The sequence below is a fragment of the Pseudomonas sp. S5F11 genome, assembly GCF_019641515.1.
GTDB classification, from domain to species: Bacteria; Pseudomonadota; Gammaproteobacteria; order Pseudomonadales; family Pseudomonadaceae; genus Aquipseudomonas; species Aquipseudomonas rhodesiae.
In genome coordinates, this window is sequence record NZ_JAIFJZ010000001.1 from 708,845 (window position 1) to 735,131 (window position 26,287).

16 protein-coding genes are annotated in these 26,287 nt (G+C 64.5%); 5 read left to right on the forward strand and 11 right to left on the reverse strand.

Annotated elements, in window-relative coordinates:
- Positions 1–6: 6 nt before the first annotated feature.
- Positions 7–366 carry a helix-turn-helix domain-containing protein gene (locus tag K1567_RS03115; protein WP_034113730.1) on the reverse strand — a complete coding sequence of 120 codons (360 nt, stop codon included), beginning with the start codon at positions 364–366 and terminating at the stop codon, positions 7–9.
- Between the two features lie 98 nt (positions 367–464).
- Between K1567_RS03115 and K1567_RS03120 the strand changes: the two genes are divergently transcribed.
- On the forward strand, positions 465–1,214 hold the full coding sequence (locus K1567_RS03120; protein ID WP_034113728.1) for an SDR family NAD(P)-dependent oxidoreductase: 750 nt from the start codon (positions 465–467) through the stop codon (positions 1,212–1,214).
- Between the two features lie 353 nt (positions 1,215–1,567).
- Here the strand turns inward: K1567_RS03120 and K1567_RS03125 are convergent, their stop codons facing one another.
- The 10 genes from K1567_RS03125 to K1567_RS03170 form a co-directional block, all read right to left on the reverse strand.
- Positions 1,568–2,794, reverse strand: coding sequence for a RhtX/FptX family siderophore transporter (locus K1567_RS03125; protein ID WP_034113727.1), 1,227 nt, complete (start codon positions 2,792–2,794; stop codon positions 1,568–1,570).
- 13 nt (positions 2,795–2,807) lie between these two features.
- Positions 2,808–4,298 (reverse strand): PepSY domain-containing protein, encoded by a 1,491-nt coding sequence (locus K1567_RS03130; protein WP_220698122.1) that lies wholly within the window; start codon positions 4,296–4,298, stop codon positions 2,808–2,810.
- Positions 4,295–4,576, reverse strand: a complete 282-nt coding sequence (locus tag K1567_RS03135) for a hypothetical protein (RefSeq protein ID WP_034097888.1) — start codon at positions 4,574–4,576, stop codon at positions 4,295–4,297. The genes K1567_RS03130 and K1567_RS03135 overlap by 4 nt, the downstream gene beginning before the upstream one ends.
- A complete protein-coding gene (locus tag K1567_RS03140) occupies positions 4,576–6,648 on the reverse strand; it encodes a TonB-dependent siderophore receptor (protein WP_169867802.1) in 2,073 nt (690 codons plus the stop codon). Before K1567_RS03140 ends, K1567_RS03135 begins: the two co-directional genes overlap by 1 nt.
- Before the next feature lie 142 nt (positions 6,649–6,790).
- Entirely contained in the window at positions 6,791–8,485 is a 1,695-nt protein-coding gene (locus K1567_RS03145; RefSeq protein WP_169902553.1) for an ABC transporter ATP-binding protein, read from the reverse strand.
- Positions 8,482–10,209: an ABC transporter ATP-binding protein gene (locus tag K1567_RS03150; RefSeq protein ID WP_220698123.1), complete on the reverse strand. Its 1,728-nt coding sequence runs from the start codon at positions 10,207–10,209 to the stop codon at positions 8,482–8,484. The genes K1567_RS03145 and K1567_RS03150 overlap by 4 nt, the downstream gene beginning before the upstream one ends.
- Positions 10,206–11,255, reverse strand: a complete 1,050-nt coding sequence (locus K1567_RS03155; RefSeq protein WP_034113724.1) for a Gfo/Idh/MocA family oxidoreductase — start codon at positions 11,253–11,255, stop codon at positions 10,206–10,208. Before K1567_RS03155 ends, K1567_RS03150 begins: the two co-directional genes overlap by 4 nt.
- Positions 11,252–16,573 (reverse strand): non-ribosomal peptide synthetase, encoded by a 5,322-nt coding sequence (locus K1567_RS03160; RefSeq protein WP_220698124.1) that lies wholly within the window; start codon positions 16,571–16,573, stop codon positions 11,252–11,254. The genes K1567_RS03155 and K1567_RS03160 overlap by 4 nt, the downstream gene beginning before the upstream one ends.
- Complete coding sequence (locus tag K1567_RS03165) at positions 16,570–20,841, reverse strand: non-ribosomal peptide synthetase (RefSeq protein ID WP_220698125.1); 4,272 nt, start codon at positions 20,839–20,841, stop codon at positions 16,570–16,572. Before K1567_RS03165 ends, K1567_RS03160 begins: the two co-directional genes overlap by 4 nt.
- Before the next feature lie 155 nt (positions 20,842–20,996).
- Positions 20,997–21,890 carry an AraC family transcriptional regulator gene (locus K1567_RS03170; protein ID WP_017849084.1) on the reverse strand — a complete coding sequence of 298 codons (894 nt, stop codon included), beginning with the start codon at positions 21,888–21,890 and terminating at the stop codon, positions 20,997–20,999.
- A 222-nt stretch (positions 21,891–22,112) separates the two neighbouring features.
- Here K1567_RS03170 and K1567_RS03175 point away from each other — a divergent pair, with 222 nt between their 5' ends.
- The 4 genes from K1567_RS03175 to K1567_RS03190 are packed head-to-tail and all read left to right on the forward strand — an operon-like array spanning position 22,113 to position 26,231.
- Positions 22,113–23,768 carry a (2,3-dihydroxybenzoyl)adenylate synthase gene (locus tag K1567_RS03175; protein ID WP_034113719.1) on the forward strand — a complete coding sequence of 552 codons (1,656 nt, stop codon included), beginning with the start codon at positions 22,113–22,115 and terminating at the stop codon, positions 23,766–23,768.
- Positions 23,765–24,535, forward strand: a complete 771-nt coding sequence (locus K1567_RS03180) for a thioesterase II family protein (RefSeq protein ID WP_034097874.1) — start codon at positions 23,765–23,767, stop codon at positions 24,533–24,535. Before K1567_RS03175 ends, K1567_RS03180 begins: the two co-directional genes overlap by 4 nt.
- Complete coding sequence (locus K1567_RS03185) at positions 24,532–24,837, forward strand: isochorismate lyase (RefSeq protein WP_017849081.1); 306 nt, start codon at positions 24,532–24,534, stop codon at positions 24,835–24,837. Before K1567_RS03180 ends, K1567_RS03185 begins: the two co-directional genes overlap by 4 nt.
- Positions 24,834–26,231: an isochorismate synthase gene (locus K1567_RS03190; protein ID WP_220698126.1), complete on the forward strand. Its 1,398-nt coding sequence runs from the start codon at positions 24,834–24,836 to the stop codon at positions 26,229–26,231. The genes K1567_RS03185 and K1567_RS03190 overlap by 4 nt, the downstream gene beginning before the upstream one ends.
- Positions 26,232–26,287 lie beyond the last annotated feature (56 nt).

Below are 26,287 nucleotides of genomic sequence, written 5' to 3' on the forward strand. Positions count from 1 at the left end.
GGGGGCTCAAGACTGGGCGAGGGCGGCCGCACGGCGCTGGCTGATACGTTCCACCGTCTGCATATGTTCGGTGCCCCAGGCACATAAGGTGCCCAATGCAATCGCCAAGGATTCGCCAAACGGTGTCAGCGAGTACTCCACCTTCGGCGGGATCTCCTGAAAATCGATTCGCACGATGATCTCGTCGCGCTCCAATTCCTTGAGTTGCTGAATCAACACTTTATCGGTCACGCCACCGATGGCGCGGCGCAATTCGCCGTAGCGATGGACATCCTTCGCCAGATTGTAGAGAACCAGCGGTTTCCATTTGCCGCCGATCACGGCGAGCGCAGCTTCAAGGCCGCAGTTGAATGACGTATTAGCCATGATTCGGGCACTCCATAGGATACTTACCAAAAGGTGCATACTATTCAAAAGAATAGTCCGGATCTACAGTTGTGCCTCCACATACCTTGGAGTGCAACATGAGCAGGCTCAACGGCAAGATTGCAGTCATCACCGGTGGCAACAGCGGCATAGGCTTGGCCAGCGCGATTCGCTTTGCGCAGGAAGGCGCGCAGGTCGTTATCGTCGGCCGCAGGCAAGAAGAACTTGACAAGGCGCTCGACCTGATCGGCCCGCACGCCATAGCCATTCAGGGTGATATTGCCAAACTGGATGATCTGGAACGCATCTTCGCGCAGATCAAGGCGACTAAGGGTCGGATTGATGTGTTATTCGCCAATGCGGGCCTAGGTGATTTCGAGCCTATCGGCTCAATTACCGAAGCATCGTTCGACCGCACGTTTGGCATCAACGTCAAAGGCACACTGTTCACCGTGCAAAACGCGCTGCCACTGATGAGCGCCGGCGGCTCGATCATGCTCACCGGTTCTACGACTGGCACCATGGGAACACCAGCGTTCAGCGTTTACAGCGCAACCAAGGCGGCACTGCGCAATTTCGCCAGAAGTTGGGCGCTGGACCTTAAAGGCACAGGCATTCGCGTCAACGTCATTTCTCCTGGACCGATCTCGACACCGGGGCTGGACCTGGCATTGAGCGGCACCGGTCAGAAGGACGCGATCATTGACGACATGACTGGGCAGGTTCCTCTGGGCCGAATTGGTCAAGCCGAAGAGGTGGCAGCGGCCGCATTGTTCCTGGCGTCGGACGAAAGCAGCTTCATGACCGGCAGCGAGATGTTCGTGGATGGCGGGTTTGCTCAGGTTTGACACAGCAAGGGGTTTTGCCCGTTGAAATGTGACGGGCATCGCCTCTGATTAAGTAACATCTAATTACGCATAATGTATATTATGTTAAATCATATGTCATTCTAGAAATGTTCATGAGGCTCACCAGAGAATCCGTTCCCGGAACGTTTGCAACTGCGCAATTGGCTAATGATTGAATTGCTCTTGGAGACAGGCATCCGTCGCGGAGAACTTCTGAAGTTCTACACCACGGATATCAATAAACTCATGGGCACGTTGGGCGCTAACAGCTCGATCGACGGGCTGTCGGAAGATCACGAGCGCTCGCACTGATTGACCCGTTGAGCGCCTTTGACGATCGCCCAACCTATCAATCAGCCCGCGGCTCTTTCCCCCACACGTTGACGTGACACATTCAACGCCACCAACGACGCCAGGATCGCCATCACCATCCCCGCCAGAAACCCACCGCTATACCCCGCCTGCGCAGTCAACCCCACCAGCAAGGTCGAAGACAGCATTTCCCCCAGATCACGCGTGCTTTGCACGGCGGTCATGTCCGTACCGGCCTGGTCGCTTTGCGCAGCGAAGGCCATGGAGGCGGTCATGATCACCACCGAGGTGGCGCCGGTCGCGAACGAGCCCAGGCCCACGGCCAACCAGATCAGTCCGGTTTGCGTGGCAAGCATGCCGTTGGCTTGCAGCAGCCAGGTCAACGCGGCAGCGCCGGCCATGCCTACCGCCAGGATGAACGTCGGCCACAGCCCCAACACTCGGATCAACCACGCACCACCGCCGCAGCCGAGGACGATGGTGACCACGCCGCCGCTCATGCCCAGTTGGCCGATAGCCTGCAAAGACCAACCGGCGTCATTCAGGAACAGCTTTGACAAGCCAAAACCCGACACTGACGTCATGGCCGACAACAAGGCCAGCACCAACAGCGCCAGCGCCTTTGGCCGCCTGATGAACCGCCATAATGAGGCATGCGCCACATCTGGCTGTTTTTCCTTGGCCGGTGCCACGTGCAGCCAGCCGACGCACACCAGACTCAACAACGGCACCAAAGCCAGCAGACTGAACGCGCTGGTTTGCCCCAGGTAGCCGCTAAGCAGCAAGGTGCCGGCGCCGCCAACGAAGAAGCCGACCATGGTGCCGCCCACTTGGATGGCGTTAATCCGCGCGAGCATGTTGCCGCTAAAGTACTCTGCCGCCATGCCGTCGGTGGCGATGTCCTGGGTGGCGCTGGCCAGCGAGGCAACAATCAGCAGGCCCACGGCGATGCCTGCCGTCTCGACGCGCAGGCCGATGCTTGCCAGGCAGGCAATGCACAGCAGCACCAGTATCTGCATGGGAATGATCCAACTGCGGCGCCGCCCCAGGCGTGGGCTCCAATGGTTATCCACCTGGGGCGCCCAGAGGAACTTGACCACCCACGGTATCCCCACCAACGGCAGGAACGCCAAGGCGTGGAGCGCCGCGCCGTCATGACGCAGCAGGGTCGGCAAGGCGTCCATGGCGATGCCGAAGCAAATGCCTTGGGACAGGTACAACAGTGCAAAGGTCAGCACCATGCGCCAATGTTTCAACAGATCCAGCATTACAAGTCTCCCCTCAGGCAACATTGGCGGCGGCAGCCCGTGCCGCGCGCGTAAACGAAATCAGGCGCCGCAATGCCCACAGGGCACTGGCCGCGCACAGCAGCAACACAAGATCGATGGGCCACAGCGGCACGCTGCCTTGTTTCAGGCTGCCGGCTAGGTGCAGCAGCGCCGCCGCCAGGAAGCCCAGGCCCGTCACGGCCAGCAGCAGGTGCAGCGGTTGATGCCTGGGGGGCATCAGGCAGGCCAGCAGCAGGCTGGCAAGCCAACCGCCCCAGAACCACCACGCCAGGTTGGCACTGCCCAGCGCCCCCGCGCAGAGCAATACCGCCGTGGCCGCCAGCAACCCGCCACCGCCGCCGACCACCAGGCGCAGTAGCACCTGCCAACCGCCGCCGGCCTTGAGGCGCCGACGCTCCAGCCACAGGTACAAGCCGCTGAGCACCAACCCCGCCGCCGCCAACGCCATGCCGAAATGCACAGCGCGCAGCAGTGACCCGCCAACAGGCACCCAGCGGTAGTCGGCAAAGTGCAGCGGCTGCACCGCAATAAACGCCTGCAACCACAGACCGCGCCCGCTGGCGCTGCTGGAGCCGACGGCGAGGCCGTCAGCGGCGCGATAGGCATGCCGTTCAAAGACGGCCGTACTGGGCAGGCCTTGTTGGATACCGCTCACTTCCACCCAGGCATCCGGTTCACCCCAGTGGTGCAAGGCGACGTTCTGAGCAGAGAACCCCGGATGGGCGACGGCGTCCTGGTGCAGCAACTGATCCAGATCGACCGCCGGCTCCGAAGCTGTTGTTCGGTCGACCTGCGGCGGTGCCCCCAGCAACTGCATGAACGCTTGCTGCGGCGCGCCCGGGAACGCCTGCGCGGCTAGCCCCAAGGTGCCGAGCGCCCCTAGACCGGACAACGCGCCAGTGATGCCAAACAGCAGCAACCAGGGCCCGCACCAACGGCCGATCAGGCTGTGCAAGTCATGGGCGAACACCCGCGCCCCACGGTCGCGCCGCAGGCGCTTGAGGTCTTGCAGGCGCCCACTGTGTAATGCACTGCCTGCCCAGATCACCAGCAACAACACCACGCCCAAAAAGCTGATCAAAATCCGGCCGGGAAAACCGATGAACAGACTTTTGTGCAGGTTGAACAGGATATCAGCCGCGCTGCCTGACGCCAGCTCACGGCCGCTGACGGGGTCCAAGGCGACCGTGCAGTCCTTGGGCGATGCACACAACTCGACCACCGAGTGGCGGCTGTCCGGCAAACGAATGCGCAATTCACCGAGCGCCAGGCCGCGCTCGCGAGCGATAGCCGGCCATTGCGCGACCGGTAGCGCCGGTCCGTGAGCCAACGCCGCCGGGCCGCGAAACCAGGCGCGCAAGTCTTCATGGGCCATGCTCCACGCCCCCGTCAGCAGGATCACGAACAGCAGTACTCCAAACACCCCGCCTGCCCCGGCATGTACACGCTGGACCAATGCCCTCGGTGCGCCCATCAGGTTCATCGCCAGGCTCCATCCCAAAGCAGCCAGGGCGTAAACAGCAGCAGCCAGACGCTGGAGCGACACACCACGCGTTTGCGATCCGGCGCCAGCAACGACCACAGCAGTACCGTCACCAGAAACCCCAAGCCCAGGAACACGCCGGCATACAGCCGCTCCAGCCCACCGCCCCACGGATAATGCCGCGCCAGCAGGACGGCCAGTTGCAGGCTGCTGAGCACACTGCCCGCCAGCGCCAGACAAATGCGCAGCGGCCAGGAACCAAGGGCCGGAGCGGCCATCAGAACGTACCTCGCAGGGTCAGATTGAGGCTGCGCGGTTCGCCATAGCGGTTGTTCCAATTGACGTTGGACAGGCTCTGGTAGTACTTGCGGTCCGCCAGATTGTTGCCGTTGACCGCGGCAGTCCAATGCTCGTCGATGCGGTAGGCGACCCGCGCATTGAGTAAGGCATAGCCGCCCTGCTCCAGGGTCACAGCCCCGGATTGGGTGGAGTAATCACTTTGCGCCTGCATGCCGGCACCGACGCTCCAGCGGCGGTCCTGCCACGGCAACTCGTACTGGGTCCACACCCGCGCCATGTGGCGCGGCGTGAAGCTGGCATAGCGCTCACCCGAAGCGTTGGTGTCCTTGAGGTACTCGGTGCTGGTGTAGGTATAACCGGCGGAGACGTTCCATTCGGGGGTGATATAACCGCTGCTCTCCAGCTCGAAGCCCTGGCTGCGCACCTTGCCGCCGCTGATGTAGTAGGTGGTCGACCCCACACCCGGATGGTCCGGGTCGACTTGCGGGTTGTTCTCCAGGTCGATACGGAACACCGCCAGCGACATATTCAAACGCCCGTCCGCCAACTCGCCCTTGATCCCGGTTTCATAGGTCTTGCCCTCCACCGGTTTGAGCAGGTCGCCGCTCCAGGTTTGCCCGGTCTGCGGCTGGTAGACCTCGGCGTAGCTGGCGTACCACGACCAGTTCTGCGCAAAGTCCCAGATCAAGCCGCCATACGGGGTTATTTCCCGGCCGGGGGTGAAGTGGCTGGTTGGCGCGTTCTGGTCCCACCAACTGGCCCGGCCGCCGATGACCAGGGTCAGCGGATCGAGCAGTTTGTAGCGGGTCAGCGCGTAGACGCCCTTGGAGGTGGTCGTCGTGGAACCGGGCGATGTGTAGGCGCCGATCCCGGGTTTGGGCACATTGCTCGGGTCCCAGCGATAGACATTCACCGGCACGTTGAGCGGCGTGGTGAACTGGGCGGTGCGCTGCTCGGTTTCGCCGTGGCTGTAGTTGGTGCCCAACAGCAACTCATGGCTGCGGCCAAACAACGAATACGGCCCATTGACCGAGGCATCCACGCTCTTTTGAGTGCTGCTGAATTTATACGCAGCGCCCATCAAGCGACCGCCATCGCCGGTGAGCGGGTCGATGGCGCCAAAAGCACCGGCATAGCGCAGGCTTGAGTCGGCATCCTGGTATTCGGCGGCGACCTTGGCTTTCCAGTCGTGATCCAGTTGCTGCTCAAGAGAGCCGAACACCCGGCGCGTGGTCCACTTGAAGCGGTCCCAGTCCACGTCCAGATAGGTGGAGCGCGACAGGTTCAGGCTCGATCCGTCCTTGGCCATGGGCACGCCGGCCATGTTGGTCACCGAATCGATGGTCTGGTATTGCGCGCCCAGGGTCAGCAGGGTGTCTGGGGTCAGGTCGAATTCGGTGATGCCGTAGAGCAACTGGGTGTCTTGCTTGCCGACATCGTAGAAGTAGTCGCGATCCTCGTAGGCCGCCACCACGCGCCCACGCACATTGCCAGTCTGGGTCAGCGGCCCGCCGACATCCACTTCGCCGCGGTAACGGTCCCAGGTGCCGCCGCTGAGGGTGGTGCTGGCGGCGAATGCCTTTTGTGGGCGCTTGCGCACCAGGTTGACCGTGGCCGCCGGGTTACCGCTGCCGTGCAGCAAACCATTGGAGCCACGCAGGATTTCGACGCGCTCATACACCGCCATGTCCTGAGGCGAACCGGCGGTTTCACCGAGCATCGCCGGCACGCCATCCAGTTCGAAAGAGTTGATCTTGAAGCCACGCACGTAGTACGCGGTGGTCAGCAACTGGAAAGGCTGCACCGTCACGCCAGTGGCCTGCTGCATCACCTCATCGAGGCTGAACAGGTTTTGCTGCTCGATGCGCTCGTGGTCGATGACGCTCACCGACTGCGGCGTTTCCCGCAGTTTGAGCGGTAGCTTGCCGATGGCGGTCACGCCGGGTGGGGTCACCTCGCCCGAGGTGTCGTCACCCGCGACCTTGATGACAGGCAATTGCACGGTCGCAATCGCCTGTGCCAACGGGCTTAGGCCCAGCACCAACACCATCCCAAGTTGCGCCCCATTACGTTGGAAACCCCGCCCCGCCTTTGTTGCTCCCCGGTGTGACATTGCCCAGCCTCTTTATCGATAATAATTCGCATTAGTATCGTTTAAACGAACGCTGCGACTTTTCGATTAAGGGACTTTTTCAATGGCTGCCCGGCAGGTTTTGCTCGACGAACTGCGCATACCAGCGGTGCGTGGCCAGCAACTGCTCATGACTGCCGCAGCCACTGACGCTGCCGCCTTCCAGCACCAGGATCTGATCGGCACCGCGCACCAACATCGGGTTGTGTGACACCAACACCACGGTGCGCCTGCCATGCAGCGCCTGCAGGCTGCGATTGACCCGTGCTTCGCAGCGCGCATCGAGGCTGGCGGTGGGTTCGTCAAGCAACAGGATCGGCGCCGGGGACAGCAGCGCGCGCGCCAGGCCGACCCGTTGCCGCTGGCCGCCCGAGAGTAATGCGCCGCCCGGCCCCACCTCGCTGTGCCAACCCTGCGGCAGGCTGCTGAGCACCTCATCCAATGCAGCATCCTTGGCGGCGTGTTGCAGTTGCGCAGGCGTGGCTTGCGGCCGGGCCATGCTGACATTCCACAGCAGGCTGCCGGCAAACAGCCCGCTGTTCTGGAACACTTGCGTGAGGTGGTTGGCCAAGGTGTGTTCGCTTAGCTGGCGAATGTCCACCTGGCCGAGTCGTACTGCGCCGGTCTGCGGGTCCATGCCACGCCCCAGCAAGGCCAGCAGAGTACTTTTACCCGCGCCCGACGGTCCGACAATCGCCGTGAACGTTCCCGGCGCGCAATGGATGTCCACATCCTTGAGCAACTGCTCGCCGCCTTCGCCGCAGATATTCAAGCCTTGCCCTTGCAAACTTGCATCCTGAGGCTGCTCTCCGGGGTGCGGGCTGTGCAGCGTCGGCACGGCCAACACCGCGAGCACTTGAGACAACGCCTGCCACGCCATACGCAAAGCCTGGTCCAGGTAAGCCAGTTGCGACAGCGGTTCGATGAAGCGCACCAGCAACACCAACACCGCCACCAACAGCGCGCCGGATAACTGCCCCGCCGCCACCGCCAGCACGCCACCTGCCAACATCAGCGAAAACACCACCTGCACCGCCGCCGCAAAGCCAAGCCCGCTGGGCAACGCGCGGCGGTTGAGACGGTGCGTGGCCTGGTGTTGCTCGTGCAAGGCCTGACGCAACGCCAACTGGCCCTGGCTGGCATCACCGGCGCTGCGGATCAAGGCCTGTTGCTGCGCGAATGTCTGCAACAGCTGCCCGGCGCGACGGTCGACTTGCTGGCGCAGTTGCTCCAGCGCCAGGCTACGTCGCCCGGCCCAACGCAGCAGGGCGAACAACGGCAGATAAGCCAGGGCCAACGCCAGCGCCAAACGCGGTTCAATAAAGATCAGCCCCAGCACCACCATCGTCGGCGTCACCAGCGCCGTTACCAGCGGCGCCAGCAAGTGCGCCGGGATGCCCATGCTGTTGAACACCGGCCCGCGCACCAAATCTTCCAGCTGGCCCTGCCGCGCCAATGGCAAACGCGGCAGCTGTTGCACCAGTTGCGAGACCAGGCCGGCCGCCAACCCGGCTCCCGCCAGATAACCACGGCGCTGGGCAACGTAGCTGACCAAGGCCTGCAGCAACGTCAGCCCCATCAACAGCAGCACGCTTGGCTGCACACTCTGTTGATCGAACCAGGCCAGTATCAGCGGCACCAGCGCCAACCCCGCCAAGCCATCCAGCACGGCGGCCAGTAGCATCCACCCCAGGGCGCCGCGCAGTATGCGCCGGGCCTGGTCGGGCAAATGACGCAACGGCGAAAGTACACTCATGACACGAACTCCAGTTGATCGGCCATCGACATTTGCTCGTCCCACAGCTGGCGGTACAGACCGTCCACGGCCAACAACTGTGCATGACATCCGCGCTGCACAATGCGCCCTTCGCAGAGCACCAGGATCTGCTCGGCATGGGCGATGGTTTCCAGGCGATGGGCGATGATCAGCCGCGTGCGCCCGGCCGCGTCGTCGCGCAGTGCAGTACGCAAGGCGCGCTCGGTCTGCGGGTCGGTGGCGGAGGTGGGTTCGTCGAGCAACATGATCGGCGCACGCGAAAGCAGCGCCCGCGCAATCGCCAGGCGCTGCAATTCGCCGCCGGACAGCCGCACATCATCGTCCACCACGCTGGCGTAGCCCTTGGGCAACCCCATGATCCAGTCATCCAGGCAGGCCGCCTTGGCCGCGGCGCGAATCTGTTTTTCACTGGCGTGGGGCTGATACAGGGCGATGTTTTGCGCCAGTGACAGGCGCAATGCCCCCGCCTGCTGAAACACCAGCGCCAGATACTGCTGCAATTGGCGGCTGGCGATCTGCCGAACATCCACCCCGCCCACGCGCACATGCCCGCTGTCGACGTCCATAAAGCGGGCGATCAAACCGGCCAAGGTGCTTTTTCCCGCGCCGGACGGCCCCACCAGCGCGGTGGTAGTGCCCGGCTCCAGGCGCAGGTTGATCGCCTTCAGTACCGTGACATCACCCTGGGAGAAGCTCACATCGAGCATCTCCACGCTGGCGTCCCGAGGCGATTGCGGCGCGTCGGGTTCGATCAACGGCGGTGTACTCAACACCTCCTGTAGGCGCCGGGCACTTGCGCGCGCGTTGTTCAGCGCATCAAAGCCGTGCCCCAGCGCCAATACCGGCGCCGCTATGGCGCGCACCAGCAGCAAAAAGCCGCAGACCTGCACGGCGCCCACTTCGCTCACGCCGATAAATAGTGTGCCAAGGACCACCCATGCCAACAGCCACGGTGCGCTGAGAAGGACCTGGATCAGCGCAGCAAGATGACCGGCGCGGCTCACCCAATGGCTGAAGCGCTGATCAAACTGCTGCACCGCCTCTTGCACACGGCGATGAATGCCCGCGCTGGGAAATTGCCGGACCAGGCCCAGGTTGCCGGCGAACTGGCTGTAGTCGCTGAACAACCGCTGGATTGCGCTATTGCGCTGGGCCACGTCCTCGCGGTAATGCGCCGAGCCCAGGCGCCAATAGCCCAGCACGCCCAATGCCAACGGCAGCAGGCACCAGAGCGCCAGGGCACTGTTGCTCCACAGCAGGTAGGCCAGGGTGGCCATGGGAATCAACAGCAGGTTGACCAGGTCGGTCGGCGCATGGCCCACCAGTTGGTGCAAGGCCCGCACATCCTGCTCGGCGTAACGGGTGACGCCCTCGGCCCCCAGCCGAGCAAACCAGCCCAAGGGCAAGCGTTGCAGATGCTCGGCCAGGCGCACGCGCAGACGGTCACACAGGTCGGCGTCCACCTGATGGGTCAGGTGCAAGGCCAGGGTCTGGCCAAACAACCACAGCGCTGACGCCACCACCGCCACCACCACCCAGTTCAGTGCCGAAGACGCCAGCGGCGGCGCCTGGCGCAAGCTGTCCGCCAGTTGCGCCAAGGCTATCAGCGGCAGCAGCGAGCAGATCCCGGCGACGGCCTGCAACGCGATCGCCGCCCCTAAGCGCGCACGGAAAGGACGCAGCATTTCGCTCAAGTGGCTCATCGGACGTGCTCCAATGCCTGGGCCAGGCCGGCCGCCGGCAACGTCAGCGACGGCTGCAGCGGGAACCCGAGCGCCGCCGTCACCTGCTGCCATAGCCTCACCACTTCCAGGCTGCGCTGTTGCAGGCGCGCCAGCCCCACCCCCGTGATCAGCGGTTGCAATGCACTGGCCGCGGCTGTCGGCCAGACGCGGCGGTAAACCTGCGCCCAATCCGCCGCCGCGGCCTCCAACACTTCGGCGCACGGCAGCGGCTCATCGGCCTGCGGCCCAAACAGGTCGAACACCCCGTCGACATCTTGCACCGGCGCACGAACGGCCGGCAGCCACAGCAACGGTCCGTGGGGCGAGGCCAATAGCAACGTGCCGCTGTCAGTGGCGATGCTGATGCGCTGCAGCCTCTGCATGCGCCCGTCATCATTGGCGGCCAACTCATTGAGCACGCGCAGCGACACCGGCACTTGCGCCATGACCAGGCTGATATCCCGCCAGGCCGACAGCGCCGGTGCCACGCAGTCCACCGACCATGGGCCTACCGACTCCAACAGCGCCGCCAGCACATCGAGGGTCGCGTAACTCACCTGCACCGCGCAGTCGGCGTCGATATGGCGAATGCCCTGTTGACGATGCAGCTGCCGCGCCAGCTCGATGAACCGCGCCACGCACGGCAACTGCGGATAGAAACTGTTGAGCAGGCAGCGCCGATGCAGGCGCGCCGCCGTGCTCAGCAAGTCTTGCAGTTCCTGGGGCAGCAACGGGTGCTCGATCAGCACATCAATGCCCCGCTCCATCAGCGCTTGCGCCAAGGCGGGGCCTTGTTCGCCCCTTGCTGCGCCGCCCACCGCCACGCAGGCCAGTTGTGTGTCGGCGGGTACGTGGGCCAAGGCCTCGAAACACGGCACTTCGAGATAGCGAGCCAGTGCGCGGGAGCGACGGCTGCCCTGCCCCAGCACCCCGACCAGTTCCAGGTGCTCGGCCGCAGCCACACCAACGGCGTAGAACTGGCCGAAGCGCGAGCCCACCACCAGGGTTTTCACAGGCATAGTCATGGGCGTTCCTCCAGCAAGTAACGACTCAGCCCGGCGTTCAAGCACTCGAAGTGATTGCCGCGAAGGGTCTGCACAGTCAGCGGCGCCAACGACGCCGCCTGCCACCAGGCCTGCAGAGCGGCCTGGTGATCGGGGATCAACGGGTTGGCGACGCTCGGCACAAACAGGCGGATGGCGCCCACATACGGCGCGCCGTCGCTGTAGTGGCTGGCGCGCACGGAATGAGCGAACACCCGATACAACTGCTCATCGGCAATGCCCTTGGCCGCCGCCAGTACGCGAGATTTGAGCGCAGTGGCGTCCAGACCCAGGTGTTTGTCGAGCAACGGCTCGGCCGCCGGCAACCCCAGCGCAGCGGTGTCCAGCCCCAGGGTGCCGGCGAAGCTGTAGAGCATCTGCACTTCATCCTCCACCAGGTACGGAATGCGGTAGCTCGATACGATGTCCACCCGACGCACCTCGGCGCCCAATTGCAGCAGGGCCTTGGCCAGCTCCAGCGTTACTAGCCCGCCGGAGCAGTAGCCCAGCAAGTCGAAGCGACGCCGGCCGCTGTCCCACAGCGCCTGGGCATACCGTTTGCCGAGGGTGGCGTTGATATGCTCCGGCGGCAGGCTCAAGTAATCATCGCTGTCGTGCACCGCCAATCCGAGCAACGGGCCGCTGCCGGCCAGTTCGGCGATCAACCCGCGATACGGCAGCAGCGTGCCGAGCCCTTCATGCACCAGCACCCGCGCTGTGCCTTCACCCGCGGCCAGTTCCGTCAGCGCATCCACCCGCCCGCGCCCACCCAGCGGCGCACGGCGGGGGTCCGTGGAGGGCACCACTGCGGGGGCTTCACTGCTCGACTCACTGCGCAAGCGCTGGGCCAGGCCTTCCGGGGTCGGCTGGCTGAGAGCCCAGCGCAACAGGCGGTCGAAGGGTTGCGCACGGGCCAATGGCTCTTGCTCGCGCAAGCCGGCGATCAATTGTGCGATCAGCAGCGAGTCACCACCGGCGCCGAAGAAATCCTGATCCGCCGACACCCCACTGCAATCGAGTACTCGCTCCCAATGCGCGATCAAGCGCTGCACCAACTCATCCGCCACTTCCGTGCGCGCACGGCGTGCCGGTTCGAGCTGGCGCTGCTCGGCTTGGGTGGTCAGCGCGCGGCGGTCAATCTTGCCATTGGCGGTGACCGGCAAGCGGTCGAGTATCCGCACCTGCGCCGGCACCATATAACGCGGCACGCGCTCGGCGATGAAGGCCAGCAACGTCTCCTGGCTCAGTAATGGCCGGTCGGTTTTCACGCGTGCGACCAACAGGTCGTAGCCCAGCAGGTGCAGCACACTGTCGGCCGACGCCAGCGATTCGGCCTGATCGCCGGCCTCGCTGTTCAGCCACGCCAGCCACTGGTCCGTATGCACGAACAGCTGCCCGGTGGCGGCGCGCACGTCCTGCGGCGTCTCCATCATCAGGCTTTGGCTAATGCTGATTTCGCGGTGTTCGCGGGTCAGTTCCTGGATCACCAGCCAGGCATCGGCTTGCAGCAATTGGCGTAACCCGGCGAGCAGGCGCGGTGTATCCAGGGCGTTGTTCAATGCGCCGGAGCTGAGCAGCAGGTCCAGGGACCCCGCGGCAAGCCCTTGTTCGCAGGCGGGTTTGTTCATGTCGAACGGCATGAAGCGCACCCACGGATACGCGGCAAAGCGTTCGCGCGCAGCGTTAAGGAAATAGCTCGACACGTCGGAAAACACATAGTCGATCTGCACCCCGTCCGCCACCAACGGCGCCAGCGCGGGGATGATCAGCGCACTGGCGGCACCGGTGCCGGCACCCACTTCCAGGATGCGCCAGCGGCGCTGGCTCTGGCGCGCAACGATCGCGCAAACCGCCTCGGCCATGGCCCGATGCAGCACTTGGGCATGCTGGCCACGGCTGTACATCGCCTCGGCAATATGTGCCGAGCCTTGCGGGAACATCAGGCTTGCCGGGCTCAGGCGCCCGTCCAATTGCTCGGCCAGGCGGGTCGCGCTGGTGCGCAGGTAATCGACCAATTCCAGCGGCCAAAGACCGCTCGGCGCCAGACGGGCGAACTGTGCCCAGGCATCGTCCTGGTTCAGTTCAGCCGTGCTGACCTGGCAGCGCCAACCGTCATTGTCTGCACACAGGTAGCCGCTGTCGGTCAACAACGTAAGCCAATGCCGCAACAGGCGATGCTGACCGGCGTCGAGTTGCAAGGCCTGGCACAGCGAGTCGAATGCCACGGACTGCCCCGGGATCAGCAAGCCACTGCCGCCCAACCAGTGCAGCAACGACACATCCGCCGCCCGATCCAGCGCAGCCAGTGCTGCTTCGATGGCGGTGCGCGGGCCGAAATCCGCGTGTTCAAGGGTGTGGCGAGCCTGGCGCAGGACTTCGCCCAACTGCGTGCTCAGGTGAGGCGCAGGCGCGTTGGTGTGCAGGGTGACGAAGCTGCACAGCGAACGTTCGTGACGCTCGCCGAGCAACACCGTGGTACTCGCGGCGATCTGCGGATGGGCCAGCCAGCCCGCGTCGATTTCCGCCAGTTCGATGCGGTGACCGCGAATCTTCACCTGGTCATCCTGGCGCCCAAGAAACTCGATCAAGCCTTCCGCGTCCAGGTAACGCCCCTGGTCACCCGTGCGGTACAGGCGACGCCCGCTGGCATGGGTGATGAACCGCTCGGCGCTGCGTTGCGGGTCTTCGGCATAACCCAGGGCCAGGCCGAGTCCGCCGATATGAATCTCACCACGCACGCCCACCGGGCACTGGCGGCCCAGCGCGTCGAGTACTTCCAGGGTCTGGTGCTTGAGGGCCCGGCCGTAGGGGATGCTTGGCAAGGCCGTATCTTCGGCACGAATGGGATGCTCCACCGACCAGATCGCCGCTTCGGTGGCGCCGCCCAGGCTGAACAACTGGCTTTCGGGCCAGCGTTGCCACCAGCGGGTCGGCAGCGTGGTGGGAATCCAGTCGCCGGACCACAGCACACAGCGCGGCCCGGGGATTGCGCCGGGCTCGGTCTCCAGGTAATCCACCAGCATCTGCCCTTGTGCGGGCACCGAGTTCCACAAGGTGATGCCGTGTTCCTGCATCAATTGCGCCCAATGCGAAGGATCGGCGCCGCGCTCGGGGTCGGGCAGCACCACCTGCGCACCGACCGCCGTGGCGCCGAAGAAGTCATACACCGACAAGTCGAAACTCAACTCTGCCAGGCCCAGCACGCGGTCATCGACGTTCACCGCGTAGCGCTGGTTGATGTCATCGAGGGTGTTGACCACCGCGCCATGGCTGAGCATTACGCCTTTGGGCGTGCCGGTGGAGCCTGAGGTGTAGATGATGTAGGCCAGGTCCGCGGCCTCTACCGCCAGCGGCTCACGGGGTGGCCAATGCGGGTCGACGGCAAGCGTATCGATGGCGACGCGCGGAAGTTCAAGGCTGTCCGGCCATGCCTGGGCTTGCAAGACAATCACCGCAGCAATCCCCGCGTCGCGCAGGATCGCCTCGCGGCGCAAGGTCGGTTGGCGGATGTCCACCGGCACATAGGCCGCGCCCATCTGGGTAATGCCCAGCACCGCCATCAGTTGCCAGGCACTCTTGGGCAGCATCACCGCCACCCGCGCCCCCGGCTGCACGCCGAGCGCTTCAAGCGCCTTGCGCACCGCGGCGGCATGCTGGGCGACCTGACGATAGCGGTAACGGCCGTCGCGGTCGCTGATCACGAGGGCATCCGGAGTTCGCAGCGCCTGTTGGGCGAAGCCGTCGGCGATATTGCGCGCTGGGGCGCTGGCGTGGATTGGCGGGTTTGCCTGCTGCGCGGGCAGCACGATATCGCCACGCGCTTGCCACAATTGCGGGTCGCAGGCCAAGCGTTGCAGCAAGTCGACGTAGGCTGCGAACATCTGCGCGGCCATGCCCTCGGGCAACACGCCGATGCGGACATCCCAGCCGATCTGCAAACCGCCGTATTGGTCGCTGACCTGGCAGTCAATCCACACTTGCGGGGTTTGGCTGATCATGTAGCTGGGCGGCTGCAACACACGCCCGGCATCGCCGAGCATGCGTTCGACGCTGCCGATGCCACTGGTGAACACCACCGGCATCAGGTCGGCGCCACGCCCTCGCACACGGGCCAGTTCGCGCAGTACCTCAACGCCGGTGAAGCGGCTGTGGTCGAGGTCATCGAAAAGCTGCGCGCCGATACGCCGCGCACGCTGGACAAAACTGGCGCCCTCGGTGCCGTCCACCGCGAGCAGGCTCAGCGCGGTGAAGTCTCCCACGACCTGGTTCAACTGCGGGTGCAGGTTCGGTCGGTTGAGCACGGTGAGGTTCAGGCAAAAGTCCGGGCTTTGGCTCCAGCGCCCGATCACCTCCGCAAACGCGGCCAGCGTCACGCCCGCCGCGCTGAGGCCTTGGGCGCTGGCGAGGGCGCACAGGGCGTTCCATTGCCCGCTGCTCAACACGCCATGGTGGTGGGCGAAACGCGTGGAGCCCAAGCCCGCGTGCTCGCTCAGCGGAAGGTCCGGACGCCCGGGCAGGCTGTCCAGGCGCGCCAGCCACCACGCCTTGTCGGCGTGCCAGGCGGTGCTGCCACGCGCTTGCTGTTCGTGCTCGAGGTAGTCGCGAAAGGTCGCTTCCAGCGCCGGCCAGTGGCGCGTCGGTTCCAAGTAGCGCTGGGTGAGTTCTGCCAGCAGCAGTTGCAGGCTGGCGTAGTCGAACAAGGTGAAATCCACCGAGCAATGCAGGATTGCCTGCTCGCGTCCCACGCTCAGTTGGGGCAGCAGGATCGGCCATTGATCGAGCGCATGGCAGGCATGGTCCAGGCGCTTGCGCACGCTGTTCAGGTGCGCCTCGAACTCCTCGGGCGTGGCGTCGCGGCGGTCATGCACCGGCAGCTGTTGCCATGGCACCTGGGCTTGCACACGTTGCTGATGGTTATCGACCACCGCCCGCAGCATCAGGTGACGTTGCACCACGGCGTTCCACGCCTGTTCAAGGTGCCCGGTGTCGACGTTCGCCGGCCACGGGTATTCGACATACAGGTGGCAAGCGTTGCCGCCATAGTCAAAGGCCGGGTTGCGTCCCAGTACATAGGCGCCCTGTACCGCGCTCAAGGCGAAGGGTTGCAGCGCCTGCTCCGGCTGTGCGCGCCATTGTTGGGGCGCAAGATGCACCAACAGCGCTGGCCGCTGGGCGCGAATACGCTCCGCCAGGGCTGAATCCAATGCGCCTTGCGGCGCGCGAAAATGCAGCTTGCCGTCAGTGGCCCAGAGTTCGATCTGGCGTTCACGGCAGATGTGCAGCACATCATCCAGGCTCATAACACGCCCTCCTCGATAGCCACTTCGCCGCTGCGCACCAGCAACGCGGCCATGCCTGCCAATGTCGGCTGCAGGTAGAAATCGCTCATGCGCAGGCTGGCGCCCAGTTGTTCACGCACGCTGGCCAGCAGCCGCGTCGCCAGCAGGCTGTCGCCGCCCAGGCTGAAAAAGCTCGCCTGGGCGCTGCGCACCGGCCGTCCCAGGATGGCCTCCCAGCACGCTGCCAGGGGCTGTAGCTCGGCACTGAGTTCGCCGTCTTCGTTGTTTGCCGGTTGCCTGCGTTGCAACGCATCGCTGAGGCTGGCGTGCAGGCGCGCGCGGTCGATCTTGCCGTTGGCATTCAGTGTCAGGCGCGGTACGGACCACAGATGTTCGGGCCGCATCGCCTGGGGCAAGCGTTGTTGCAGCCATTGGTCGAGGCTTTCAGCGGTCAGGGTTTCATCCGCCGCACGCGCACTCAACAGCAGCATCGCGGGGTTTTGCCACAGGCATTCCAGGTGGCGAAAACCGCTCTGGCCGAGCAGGTGCGCCAGTTCGGCAGCGTCAGGCAATACCGGTGCGCGCTCATCCAGCAGCGCCGCGCTGACCAGCCGCAACGGCGAGTCGCGCAACAGGTCGGCCAGCAACAGGCGGCCTTGCGGCTTGAGCAGTGCCTGCGCCAGATTCAGCCCATCGCCGGGCTGAGCATAACTGTGCAAGGCCGCGAAGCTGATCACCACGTCGTACTGTGACCAGTGTTCAGCTGGCAGCACGCCCTCCACCAGCAATTGGCGCGCCACGCGCCGGCGCTTGCCCACGCTGGCCGCCAGCAGGCCGGGGCTGCTCTCGAACAAGGTCAGTTGCACGTCGCGCGAACTCGCATGGTCCAGCCATTGCTCCAGCAACTGCCCGCCGCGCACATCCAGCACCGCGACTTTCAGCGGTGTGCCGCTGTGTTGTTGAAGCTCCTGGCTCAGGGTGTCCAACACCTGGCGGCCCGCCGGCAGGTTCAACGCCATGGCCTGCGGTGCCAGCAACGGATCGAACAACACTTGCGAGGCGCCGTCTTCGGTGCGCAACAGCACCTGCAAGGCACCGACCATGCGGTGCAGATCCGCCTCGCGCCACCCTAAGTGCGCCAACGCGTCGTGCAGGCTGAGCGACTCGACATGCTCGGCCAGCCACTCGCGCCACGTGTCGAGCAGGGCGCTGGGCGGCGGGTCTTGCAGCAGGCGGCGCAACAGCTGCGCGGTGACCTGGTGTTCTGCGGCCAAGGTGTCGTCGAGCATCGAGACGGCCGGCAACGCCTGCGCCGATGCAGATTCAGGGCTGATCACCACGGCCGCGCCGAGGCTGCCGTTCAACACGGCAGCACAGGCGCTTTCAACCCGTGGGTGGGCGGTGAGCGCCGCTTCGATTTCCCCCAGTTCGATACGCTGCCCGCGCAGCTTGACCTGCTGGTCCATGCGCCCGAGAAACTCAAGGGTGCCATCAGCCCAGAAGCGCCCGCGGTCGCCGGTGTGGTACCAACGCCCGTGCTCATCACTGCGAAAGCGCTGTGCGGTCAGCAACGGGTCATTGCGATACCCCCGCGCCAGGCTTGCGCCACCGATCAACAGTTGCCCGATCACCTGGTCCGGCACATCGCGCCCGGTGGCGTCCACCACCCGATACGCCTGGCCGGCCAAAGGCTTGCCATAGGGAATCGACGGCCAATGGTCGGGGACCTCATCAATGCTTTGCAGGTTCGACCAGATACCCGCCTCGGTGGCGCCGCCCAGGCCGTACACGCGGCACTGCGCGGTGGCGTGGCGCCGCAGGCGTGCGGCGAGGTCGAGGGCAATCCAGTCGCCCGACAGCAACACCGCCCGCAGGCTTCGGTAGTCACAGGCATCGGCGCCGACGCCCAGGGCCATTTCCAGCAATGCCGGGGCCGAATTCCACAGGCTCACGCGGTGTTCGGCGATCAGTTGCGCCCAACGCGCCGCATCGCGGGTTTCTTCAGGTTGCAGCAGCACCAGGCGAGCGCCCTGCCCCAGCACGCCAAACAGGTCGTACACCGACAAGTCGAAATCCAGCGCCGACACGGCCAGCAGGCAATCATTCGGAGTGACCTGCAGTTCGGCCTGCACCGCATCGATCGTGTTGATTGCGGCGCCATGGCAGACTTCAACACCTTTGGGAATGCCGGTAGAGCCCGAGGTGTAGATCACATACGCGCTGGCGCGCGGCGATAGCGTTTTCGGCGCGGCCAATGGCGCGGACTGCTCAAGCACCGCCGGGTCAAGCCATTGCAGCGCGTTGCCCGGCGGCTGATCGGCAATCACTCGGGTGATGCCCGCAGCCGATTCGATCAGGCTGCGCCGCGCAACCGGCTGTGCGGTATCCACCGGCACATAGCAACCACCGGCCGCCAGCACGCCGAATACCGCGGCGATCTGGCGAGGCCCACGCGGCAGGCAGACCTCCACCGCCTCGCCCTGACGCATGCCCGCCTCAAGCAAACCCGCCGCTATACGCAGGGCTTGGGTGGCCAGATCGTTATATGTCCAGCGTTGCGCGCCGCAGATCAGGGCGAGTGCGTCGGGTTGCCGGGCACTTTGGCGAAAAAAGTCTTCAAGCAGGCCACGCCCCGGCGCCAACGCCGGCAGACTGTTCTGCTGGTCGCGGCGCGCCTGTTGCGCCAGCGGCAACAACACCGGTTGCGGCTGGTTCCAGTCGCTGTCGGCGAGACGCTGCACCAGCTCGACATAGGCGCTGAACATCGCCTGCGGCACGCCTTGCGGGAACAGTTCGGCAACGCTGTCCCAGGCCAGCAGCACGCCGTCCTCAAGCCGATACAGTTGGTGGTCGAGCCACACTTGCGGGGTTTGCGAGAGCATGTCGTGCAGGTCGCCAAACACCTCGCGAAAGCTGGCGGGGACAAAACCCGAATCGCTCAAGTTGCAAGAAAACACCACCGGCGCGGAACGCGGATGACCTTGGCGACGTGCCTCACGCAGCACTTCCAGCGCGGGAAACGCCGCGTGGTCGATGGTGGCGTGCAAGTCGCGCTGGTAGCGTCGGGCGCCTTCGGCAAACGGCAACTGCGGCGTATCTTCACACGCCACCAGCAGCAAGGTGGTGAAGTCGGCAATCACCTGGTCGATGGATTGCTGATCATCGTGACGATCGAACAACGGCACATTGAGCAGGAAGCTCGACTGTTCACTCCAGCGTGCCAACACCGCGTTGAACGCTGTGGCGAACACGCTGGGCAACGTCAGGCCATGGGCCGTCGCCTGGCGACGCAGGCGTTCGGCTTCTGCGTGACTGAGTACGTAAGCCTGGCGGGTAAACCGTGGCGCACGGATCGATTCCGGGGCACAGGCCAGCGGCAGTGCGGGGCCGTCCGGCAACTGCGCAAGGCGTTTGCACCAATGCTCACGATCTCGCGCATACGCCTCTGCGCGACGTTGGCGGCGCCGGCCCAGGTAGTCGGCAAACTGCACGTCCGGCGCGGGCGCAAGCGCGGCCGGCGCCTGATAGGCCTGGCCCAGTTGCGCCATCAACAGGCGCAGGCTTTCCACGTCGACGGCCAGCAGGTCGACACTCAACCACACACGATCGCGGCCTTCGGGCAACTGCACCAGGCCGACCAGCAACACCTGCCCCGCGTCCACGGCCAGGCATTCATGCGATCGCCATTCACGCAGCGCGTGCCAGGCGTCTTGCGCAACCGCTTGAGTGTGGTGGCGCCAATCCTGATGGTCGAAAACCGGCAATTGCGTTGCGCCAAGAATGCGTTGGCGGCCGTCGTTGAAACTGGCCCGCAACATCGGGTGACGCGCTTGCACGCACTTGACTGCCGCTTCCAGGCGTTGCGCATCGATGCCCTGGCAATCGAATTCCAGCCATGCGTGGCAACTGATATTGCCCAGCACTTCGGCGGGCCCGCGCCCCAGCCAGTACGCCTGTTGCACCGCGCTGAGTTCAAAACTGTCGTCGGCTGCGCTCAACGGGGCGACATCAGTCACCTCCACACGCCGCACCGCCTGGCCATGCAGCAGGTCAAGCCAGGCCGCGAGGCTGGGTTCGGCGCTGAGTTGGGCGAAGTCGACCCGCAACCCATGGCTGCGCAGGCGCTCCTGCAAGTACATCAGGCGGATGGAATCCAACCCGCAGCCCAAGAGGTTTTCCTCATCGCCCAGGCTGTCGATTTCTTCCACGGTAGCGCCCAGCAACTGGGCAAGGTGTTCGATCAGCCATCTGCGCAGTGCGGTGGTGTCTGCTGTTGTCAGCTCGCTCATGAAAAGCTTCCTGTGACCCGTCTAGATAAAGTCCCTGGCTCACCAAGATGGAAGCCATTCTCAATTGGAACTCTATCGCAAGCGGTTTTTCAGGAAGCGCTCAGGGCTTTAGATAAACAGGCCTTTTCATTCGATTCAGAGACACCGTGCCGTGATCAACGGATTTCGCTGGGCGATACACCGTAGCGTTTGCGAAAGGCGATGGAAAAATGCGCCGGGCTGAATCCCACGCCATAGGCGACGGTAGACACATTGCTTTCCTCGTCGCTGAGCATGCGGTGGGCTTCGTTGAGACGATGTTCGTGCAGGTAGCCGAACACGCTGGTACCGAACACTTTGCGAAACCCCGCCGTCAGTTTGCGCGGGCTCATGCCCACGTGGCTGGCCAGGGCGTTCAGGCTGGGCGGTTCGAGCAGCGAGCGCACCAGACGGTCCCGGGCGGCGTGTACACGCTCCACATCCGACGAGGTGATGCGCAGCTTATGCTCAGGCTGCCCGCGCTCACCGAGCAGGAACTGCGCGCTCAACGCGGTCAATTCCAGCGCCTTGCCACCCAGGTACAACGAGCGGCTCGGGCCCTGCATCGGGCATGTTGCAATTTGCGTGGCCAGTGCCTGCATCGCGCGCGGAGCCGGGCGCACCATCATGTACGGGTCGCCGCCGCCACTGCTGAGCAGCTTGCGCGGGGCCAGGCCGAGGTGGCGGTCGAGGGATTCGAGGTCCAGCTGGACGATGGTGTAGCGCAGTGGTGTGGTGGTGCCGTAGATCTGCGACGAGGTGAACTCGCCATCGTTGACGATGGTGCACAGGCTCGGCCCCTTGATCGACTGCTCGCTGTGCCCGGGGATGCGGCACGACAGCTCGCCACTTTGCACCAGAATCAACTTGAGGCCGCGCTCCAGCGGGTCCTCGACCCAGTTTTCACTGTCTGACCACAACGTGCCGGTGACCAGGGTCATGTGCGGGTCCAGATAGACCGTTCCGGGTTGGTTGCCCTTGGGTTCGGCCTGCGTCTCTTGTCGACTGGGGGCGATGATCGTAATAGTCATTGGGTTTTCCCTTGATCCTGAGGCCATTACGCGGGGCCTGACCTGAATGAGGAGGAGGCTTTTAAACCGTAAACCTCCCTGTTTATAGCCGCGGTGTATTTCATCTAATGAAAAAGTCACAGGTCCGAAAGCCTTGGCGTTGAGAAGCGCTCGGCGAAGGACAATGATAATAGATCTCATTTAGACGTTTGTAGCCAATTATTTCTACAAATAGGGGATTCCATGTCATTGCACACCTGCGCACCCGATTCAGACAGCGTTGGCGACGCGCCCGGCTGGCCTGCCGCGTTCGCCGAACGCTACCGCCAGGCCGGTTACTGGCAAGACCAGACCTTCGCTCAGGCCCTCGATACGGTCGCCGCGCGCAACCCATCGGCCATCGCGATAACCGACGGCCCCTTGCACCTCAATTACCGCAGCCTGGCAGACCGCTGTCGGCGCCTGGCTGGCGGTTTGCACGCGCAAGGGATCGCAGAGGGCGACAATGTGGTGGTGCACTTGCCCAACGGCACTGCGTTTATCGAAGTGTGCTTTGCGTTGTTCCGCCTGGGCGCCCGGCCGATCCTCGCCCTGCCCGCCCACCGTCAACATGAGATCGGCGGGTTTTGTGGGTTTGCCCAGGCCTCGGCCTACATCGGCTGCGCTCAATTAGAGGGCTTTGATTGCCGCTCGATGGCGCGCCGACTGGCCGCTGCCAACCCGCTGTTGCGCCACGTGGTGATCGACGGCGATGCGCAGGAGTTCACCGTGTTGAGTGAGCTTTACAACAGCGCGCCGCTGGAACGGGACGCCGGTCGCGCCGACGCCGTGGCGTGTTTCCAGCTGTCGGGAGGCACCACCGGCACGCCAAAGTTGATCCCGAGGCGGCACGCCGAATACCTCTATAACGTGCGCGCCAGCAGCGAAGTCTGCGAACTGGATGCGCGCACCGTTTACCTCACCGCGTTGCCCATGGCCCATAACTTCACCCTGTGTTGCCCGGGTGTTATCGGCACCCTGCTGGCCGGTGGGCGCGTGGTGTGTACGCGCCGCTCGGACCCGGAGTCCTGCTTTGCGCTGATCAGCGAGCAGCGGGTCACCGTGACCGCCTTGGTGCCGCCGCTGGCGATGCTCTGGCTGGACGCCCAGGACCAGCGCCAGGCCGACCTGTCCAGCCTGCGCGTGCTGCAAGTGGGCGGTGCGAAATTGCTCAGCAGCGCGGCAGAACGGGTCACGCCGACGCTGGGCTGCACCTTGCAACAAGTGCTGGGCATGGCCGAGGGGTTGTTGTGTTTTACCCGCCTGGATGACCGCCCGGATCTGCTGCTGCATACCCAGGGCCGTCCGCTGAGCGCCGATGACGAAGTACGCATTGTCGATGAACAGGGCCAACCGGTGCCCGAGGGAGAGGTGGGTGAACTGCAAGTGCGCGGCCCCTACACCATTCGCGGCTACTATCGCCTGCCCGAACACAATGCCCGGGCGTTCACCGCCGATGGATTCTATTGCAGCGGTGATCGGGTCAGGCGCACCGCCGACGGTTACCTGGTGGTCGAAGGTCGTGACAAGGACCAGATCAACCGCGGCGGTGAAAAAGTCGCTGCCGAAGAAGTGGAAAACCTGCTGATCGGCCATCCCCAGGTACACGACGCCGCACTGGTGGCGATGCCGGATGCTGTGCTCGGCGAATCCACCTGTGCCTTTATCGTCGCGCGTGACCCGGCGCCCTCGGCCTTCGCACTCAAGCATTACCTGCGCGGCCACGGCCTGGCGGCGTTCAAGGTGCCGGATCGTATCGAGTTCGTCGCACACTTCCCGCACACCGGCGTGGGCAAAGTCAGCCGCAAGGACCTGCGCGAGCGCCTGCGCCAGGCCTGGCTGCAGAGTGCCGCTTCGTGAGCCTGCACGACAAACGCTGGGTACGCGCTTATCGACTCACGCCCATGCCACGCTGGCGATGGGTGTGTTTCGCGCATGCCGGGGGCAGTGCGAGTTTCTTCCGCGACTGGGTCCACGCCCTGCCCGCCGACATCGACCTCTTGGCCATCCAATACCCGGGCCGCGAAGACCGTTTCAGCGAGCCGTGCCTGACCGACATGCAGCGCCTCGCCGACGGTGCCGCGCACGCGTTGTCGTGTTACGCCGACCGGCCGCTGGTGTTGTTCGGCCATAGCCTGGGCGCGGTGGTGGCGTATGAAGTGGCGACGCGCCTGGAACAACGGGCAATCGCCGTCGACCATCTGTTCGTGTCCGCCCACCCGGCGCCGCAGCGCCAACGCGGCGGGCAGTTGCACCTGGGCCCCGACGCGGCCTTGCTGGACGATGTGCGGCGCCTGGCCGAGCGCCCCAATGCGTTGCTGGAGAACCCGGCCCTGTGCGAATTGTTCCTGCCCGGCTTGCGCAACGATTACCGCATCGTTGAAACCTACACCTGCGCACAACCGCGGCCACTCAAGAGCCACATCGGGGTGTTCTACCCCGAGCAAGACCCGGAAATCGAGCTTGATGAAGCCATGGCCTGGCAAGCCGCCAGCCACCGGCCACTGCACCTGCAGCGCTGGCAAGGCGGACATTTTTACCTGGTCGAACAGCGCCAGGCACTCATCGACGCCATCGTCGCGACGCTGTCGACCCCATCGCCCTCCTTGAAGGAAACCTGTCAATGAAAACCCCCGACGCCTGTGATGGCCTGCAGGACATTCGTCACGCCATCGATTCACTGGACCACCAGATCATCGACCTCATGCGCCAACGCATGGCTTACGTCAAAGCCGCCGCGCGCTTCAAGCCGACCGAAAGCAGCATCGCCGCGCCCGAACGCGTTGCCCAGATGCTCCCGCAACGCCGCGAGTGGGCCGAGCAGGCCGGGCTGGACCCGCACTTCGTCGAAACCCTGTTTGCCCAGATCATCCATTGGTACATCGGCCAGCAAGTGTTGCACTGGCGCGCGATGAGAACGCTGGCATGAGGGCCTTTGCACAGTTGCACGCCCATGCCGAGGGGATGACCGAGGTGTTCGAGCACGCCCAGCGGCGTGCCGTCGAACAAGGTGAGCCGGTGTTGGCCAGTTACTCGATGAGGATCGCCCCGCTGGACTTGCTGGCACTGTTTGGCAGCGTCGACCAACCTGGCGCCGAGTGCCTGTTCTGGCGGGCGCCGGAAGACGATAAAAGCCTGTTCGGCTGGGGGGTGGCGGCGGAACTGAGCAGTGCGGGCCCTCAGCGTTTTGCCTCGGTCGATGCGCAATGGCGACACTGGCTGCAAAGCGCGGTGATACACGGCCCGCTGGCGCCTTCGGTGTGCGGCGGCTTTCGGTTCGATCATCAGGTCAAGGCCAGCCCCGCCTGGCAGGGTTTTGGCGATGCGTCCCTGTGGCTGATGACGCTATTGCTGGTGCGCGACGGTGCAGACTGTTGGCTGGTGTGCCAACAGCGCGTCGCGCCCAGCGATGCGGCACGTTGCTGTTGCGAGCACGTACTGAAGGAGTGGAACACGCTGATGGATCGCTACGTCAGCGGCGCGCCTCCGACGGCTGCACGGCAGCACACCCGCGACCAGAGCCTGCCGCGGGCCTGCTGGGAAAGCAAAGTCGCGCATGCCCTGGACGTGTTGCGCGACACCGCGTTGAACAAGGTGGTGCTGGCGCGGGAAGTGGTCAGCGAATTTTCCCGGCCTATCAGTCCCGGGCGCACCTTGGCTGCCCTGGCAATCAATGACCCCACGGCGTACTTGTTCGCGTTTCGACGCCACCACGCGTGTTTTATCGGCGCCTCCCCAGAGCGCCTGGTCAAGCTGCACAACGGTCACCTGCAAACCCTGGCGCTGGCGGGCACAGCCCGGCGCGATCCCTGCCCGGAGCAGGATGCGCAACTGGCGCAAACGCTGCTCGGCTGCCAGAAGAACCAGCATGAGCATGCCGTGGTGGTGCAGATCATTCAGCGTGACCTGGCGCCCTGGGTACGCCCGTTGCACGTTCCCCCTGCGCCGCACATAAAGCGGCTCAGCCGCGTGCAGCACTTGGCGACGCTGATCGAAGGCGCACTGCGCCCGCAGAGCAGTTTGCTGGACATGGTCGCAGTCCTGCACCCGACGCCCGCCGTCGGCGGCCATGAACGCGGCCAGGCGCTGGAGCATATTCGCCAATTCGAGGGCTTTGACCGTGGCTGGTACGCGGCGCCGTTAGGCTGGCTGGATGCCCACGGCAACGGCGAATTCATCGTCGGTTTGCGCAGCGCCTTGCTCAACGACAACCAAGCCCGTCTATTTGCCGGCTGTGGCATCGTCGAACACTCCGACCCTGCCAGCGAATACGACGAAACCTGCATCAAATTGGCGGGCATGCGCGCCGCGTTGCAGGTATAACCCGCTGCCCGATGCTTGAATCAAGGCCGGCGCAGGCCTACCCTGCACACGGAAAA

Bases quoted from the DNA above. Each gene is read 5' to 3' on its own strand.
- K1567_RS03115 (WP_034113730.1), bottom strand. From the start codon at position 366: ATGGCTAATACGTCATTCAACTGCGGCCTTGAAGCTGCGCTCGCCGTG.
- K1567_RS03120 (WP_034113728.1), top strand. From the start codon at position 465: ATGAGCAGGCTCAACGGCAAGATTGCAGTCATCACCGGTGGCAACAGC.
- K1567_RS03125 (WP_034113727.1), bottom strand. From the start codon at position 2,794: ATGCTGGATCTGTTGAAACATTGGCGCATGGTGCTGACCTTTGCACTG.
- K1567_RS03130 (WP_220698122.1), bottom strand. From the start codon at position 4,298: ATGAACCTGATGGGCGCACCGAGGGCATTGGTCCAGCGTGTACATGCC.
- K1567_RS03135 (WP_034097888.1), bottom strand. From the start codon at position 4,576: ATGGCCGCTCCGGCCCTTGGTTCCTGGCCGCTGCGCATTTGTCTGGCG.
- K1567_RS03140 (WP_169867802.1), bottom strand. From the start codon at position 6,648: ATGGTGTTGGTGCTGGGCCTAAGCCCGTTGGCACAGGCGATTGCGACC.
- K1567_RS03145 (WP_169902553.1), bottom strand. From the start codon at position 8,485: ATGAGTGTACTTTCGCCGTTGCGTCATTTGCCCGACCAGGCCCGGCGC.
- K1567_RS03150 (WP_220698123.1), bottom strand. From the start codon at position 10,209: ATGAGCCACTTGAGCGAAATGCTGCGTCCTTTCCGTGCGCGCTTAGGG.
- K1567_RS03155 (WP_034113724.1), bottom strand. From the start codon at position 11,255: ATGACTATGCCTGTGAAAACCCTGGTGGTGGGCTCGCGCTTCGGCCAG.
- K1567_RS03160 (WP_220698124.1), bottom strand. From the start codon at position 16,573: ATGAGCCTGGATGATGTGCTGCACATCTGCCGTGAACGCCAGATCGAA.
- K1567_RS03165 (WP_220698125.1), bottom strand. From the start codon at position 20,841: ATGAGCGAGCTGACAACAGCAGACACCACCGCACTGCGCAGATGGCTG.
- K1567_RS03170 (WP_017849084.1), bottom strand. From the start codon at position 21,890: ATGACTATTACGATCATCGCCCCCAGTCGACAAGAGACGCAGGCCGAA.
- K1567_RS03175 (WP_034113719.1), top strand. From the start codon at position 22,113: ATGTCATTGCACACCTGCGCACCCGATTCAGACAGCGTTGGCGACGCG.
- K1567_RS03185 (WP_017849081.1), top strand. From the start codon at position 24,532: ATGAAAACCCCCGACGCCTGTGATGGCCTGCAGGACATTCGTCACGCC.
- K1567_RS03190 (WP_220698126.1), top strand. From the start codon at position 24,834: ATGAGGGCCTTTGCACAGTTGCACGCCCATGCCGAGGGGATGACCGAG.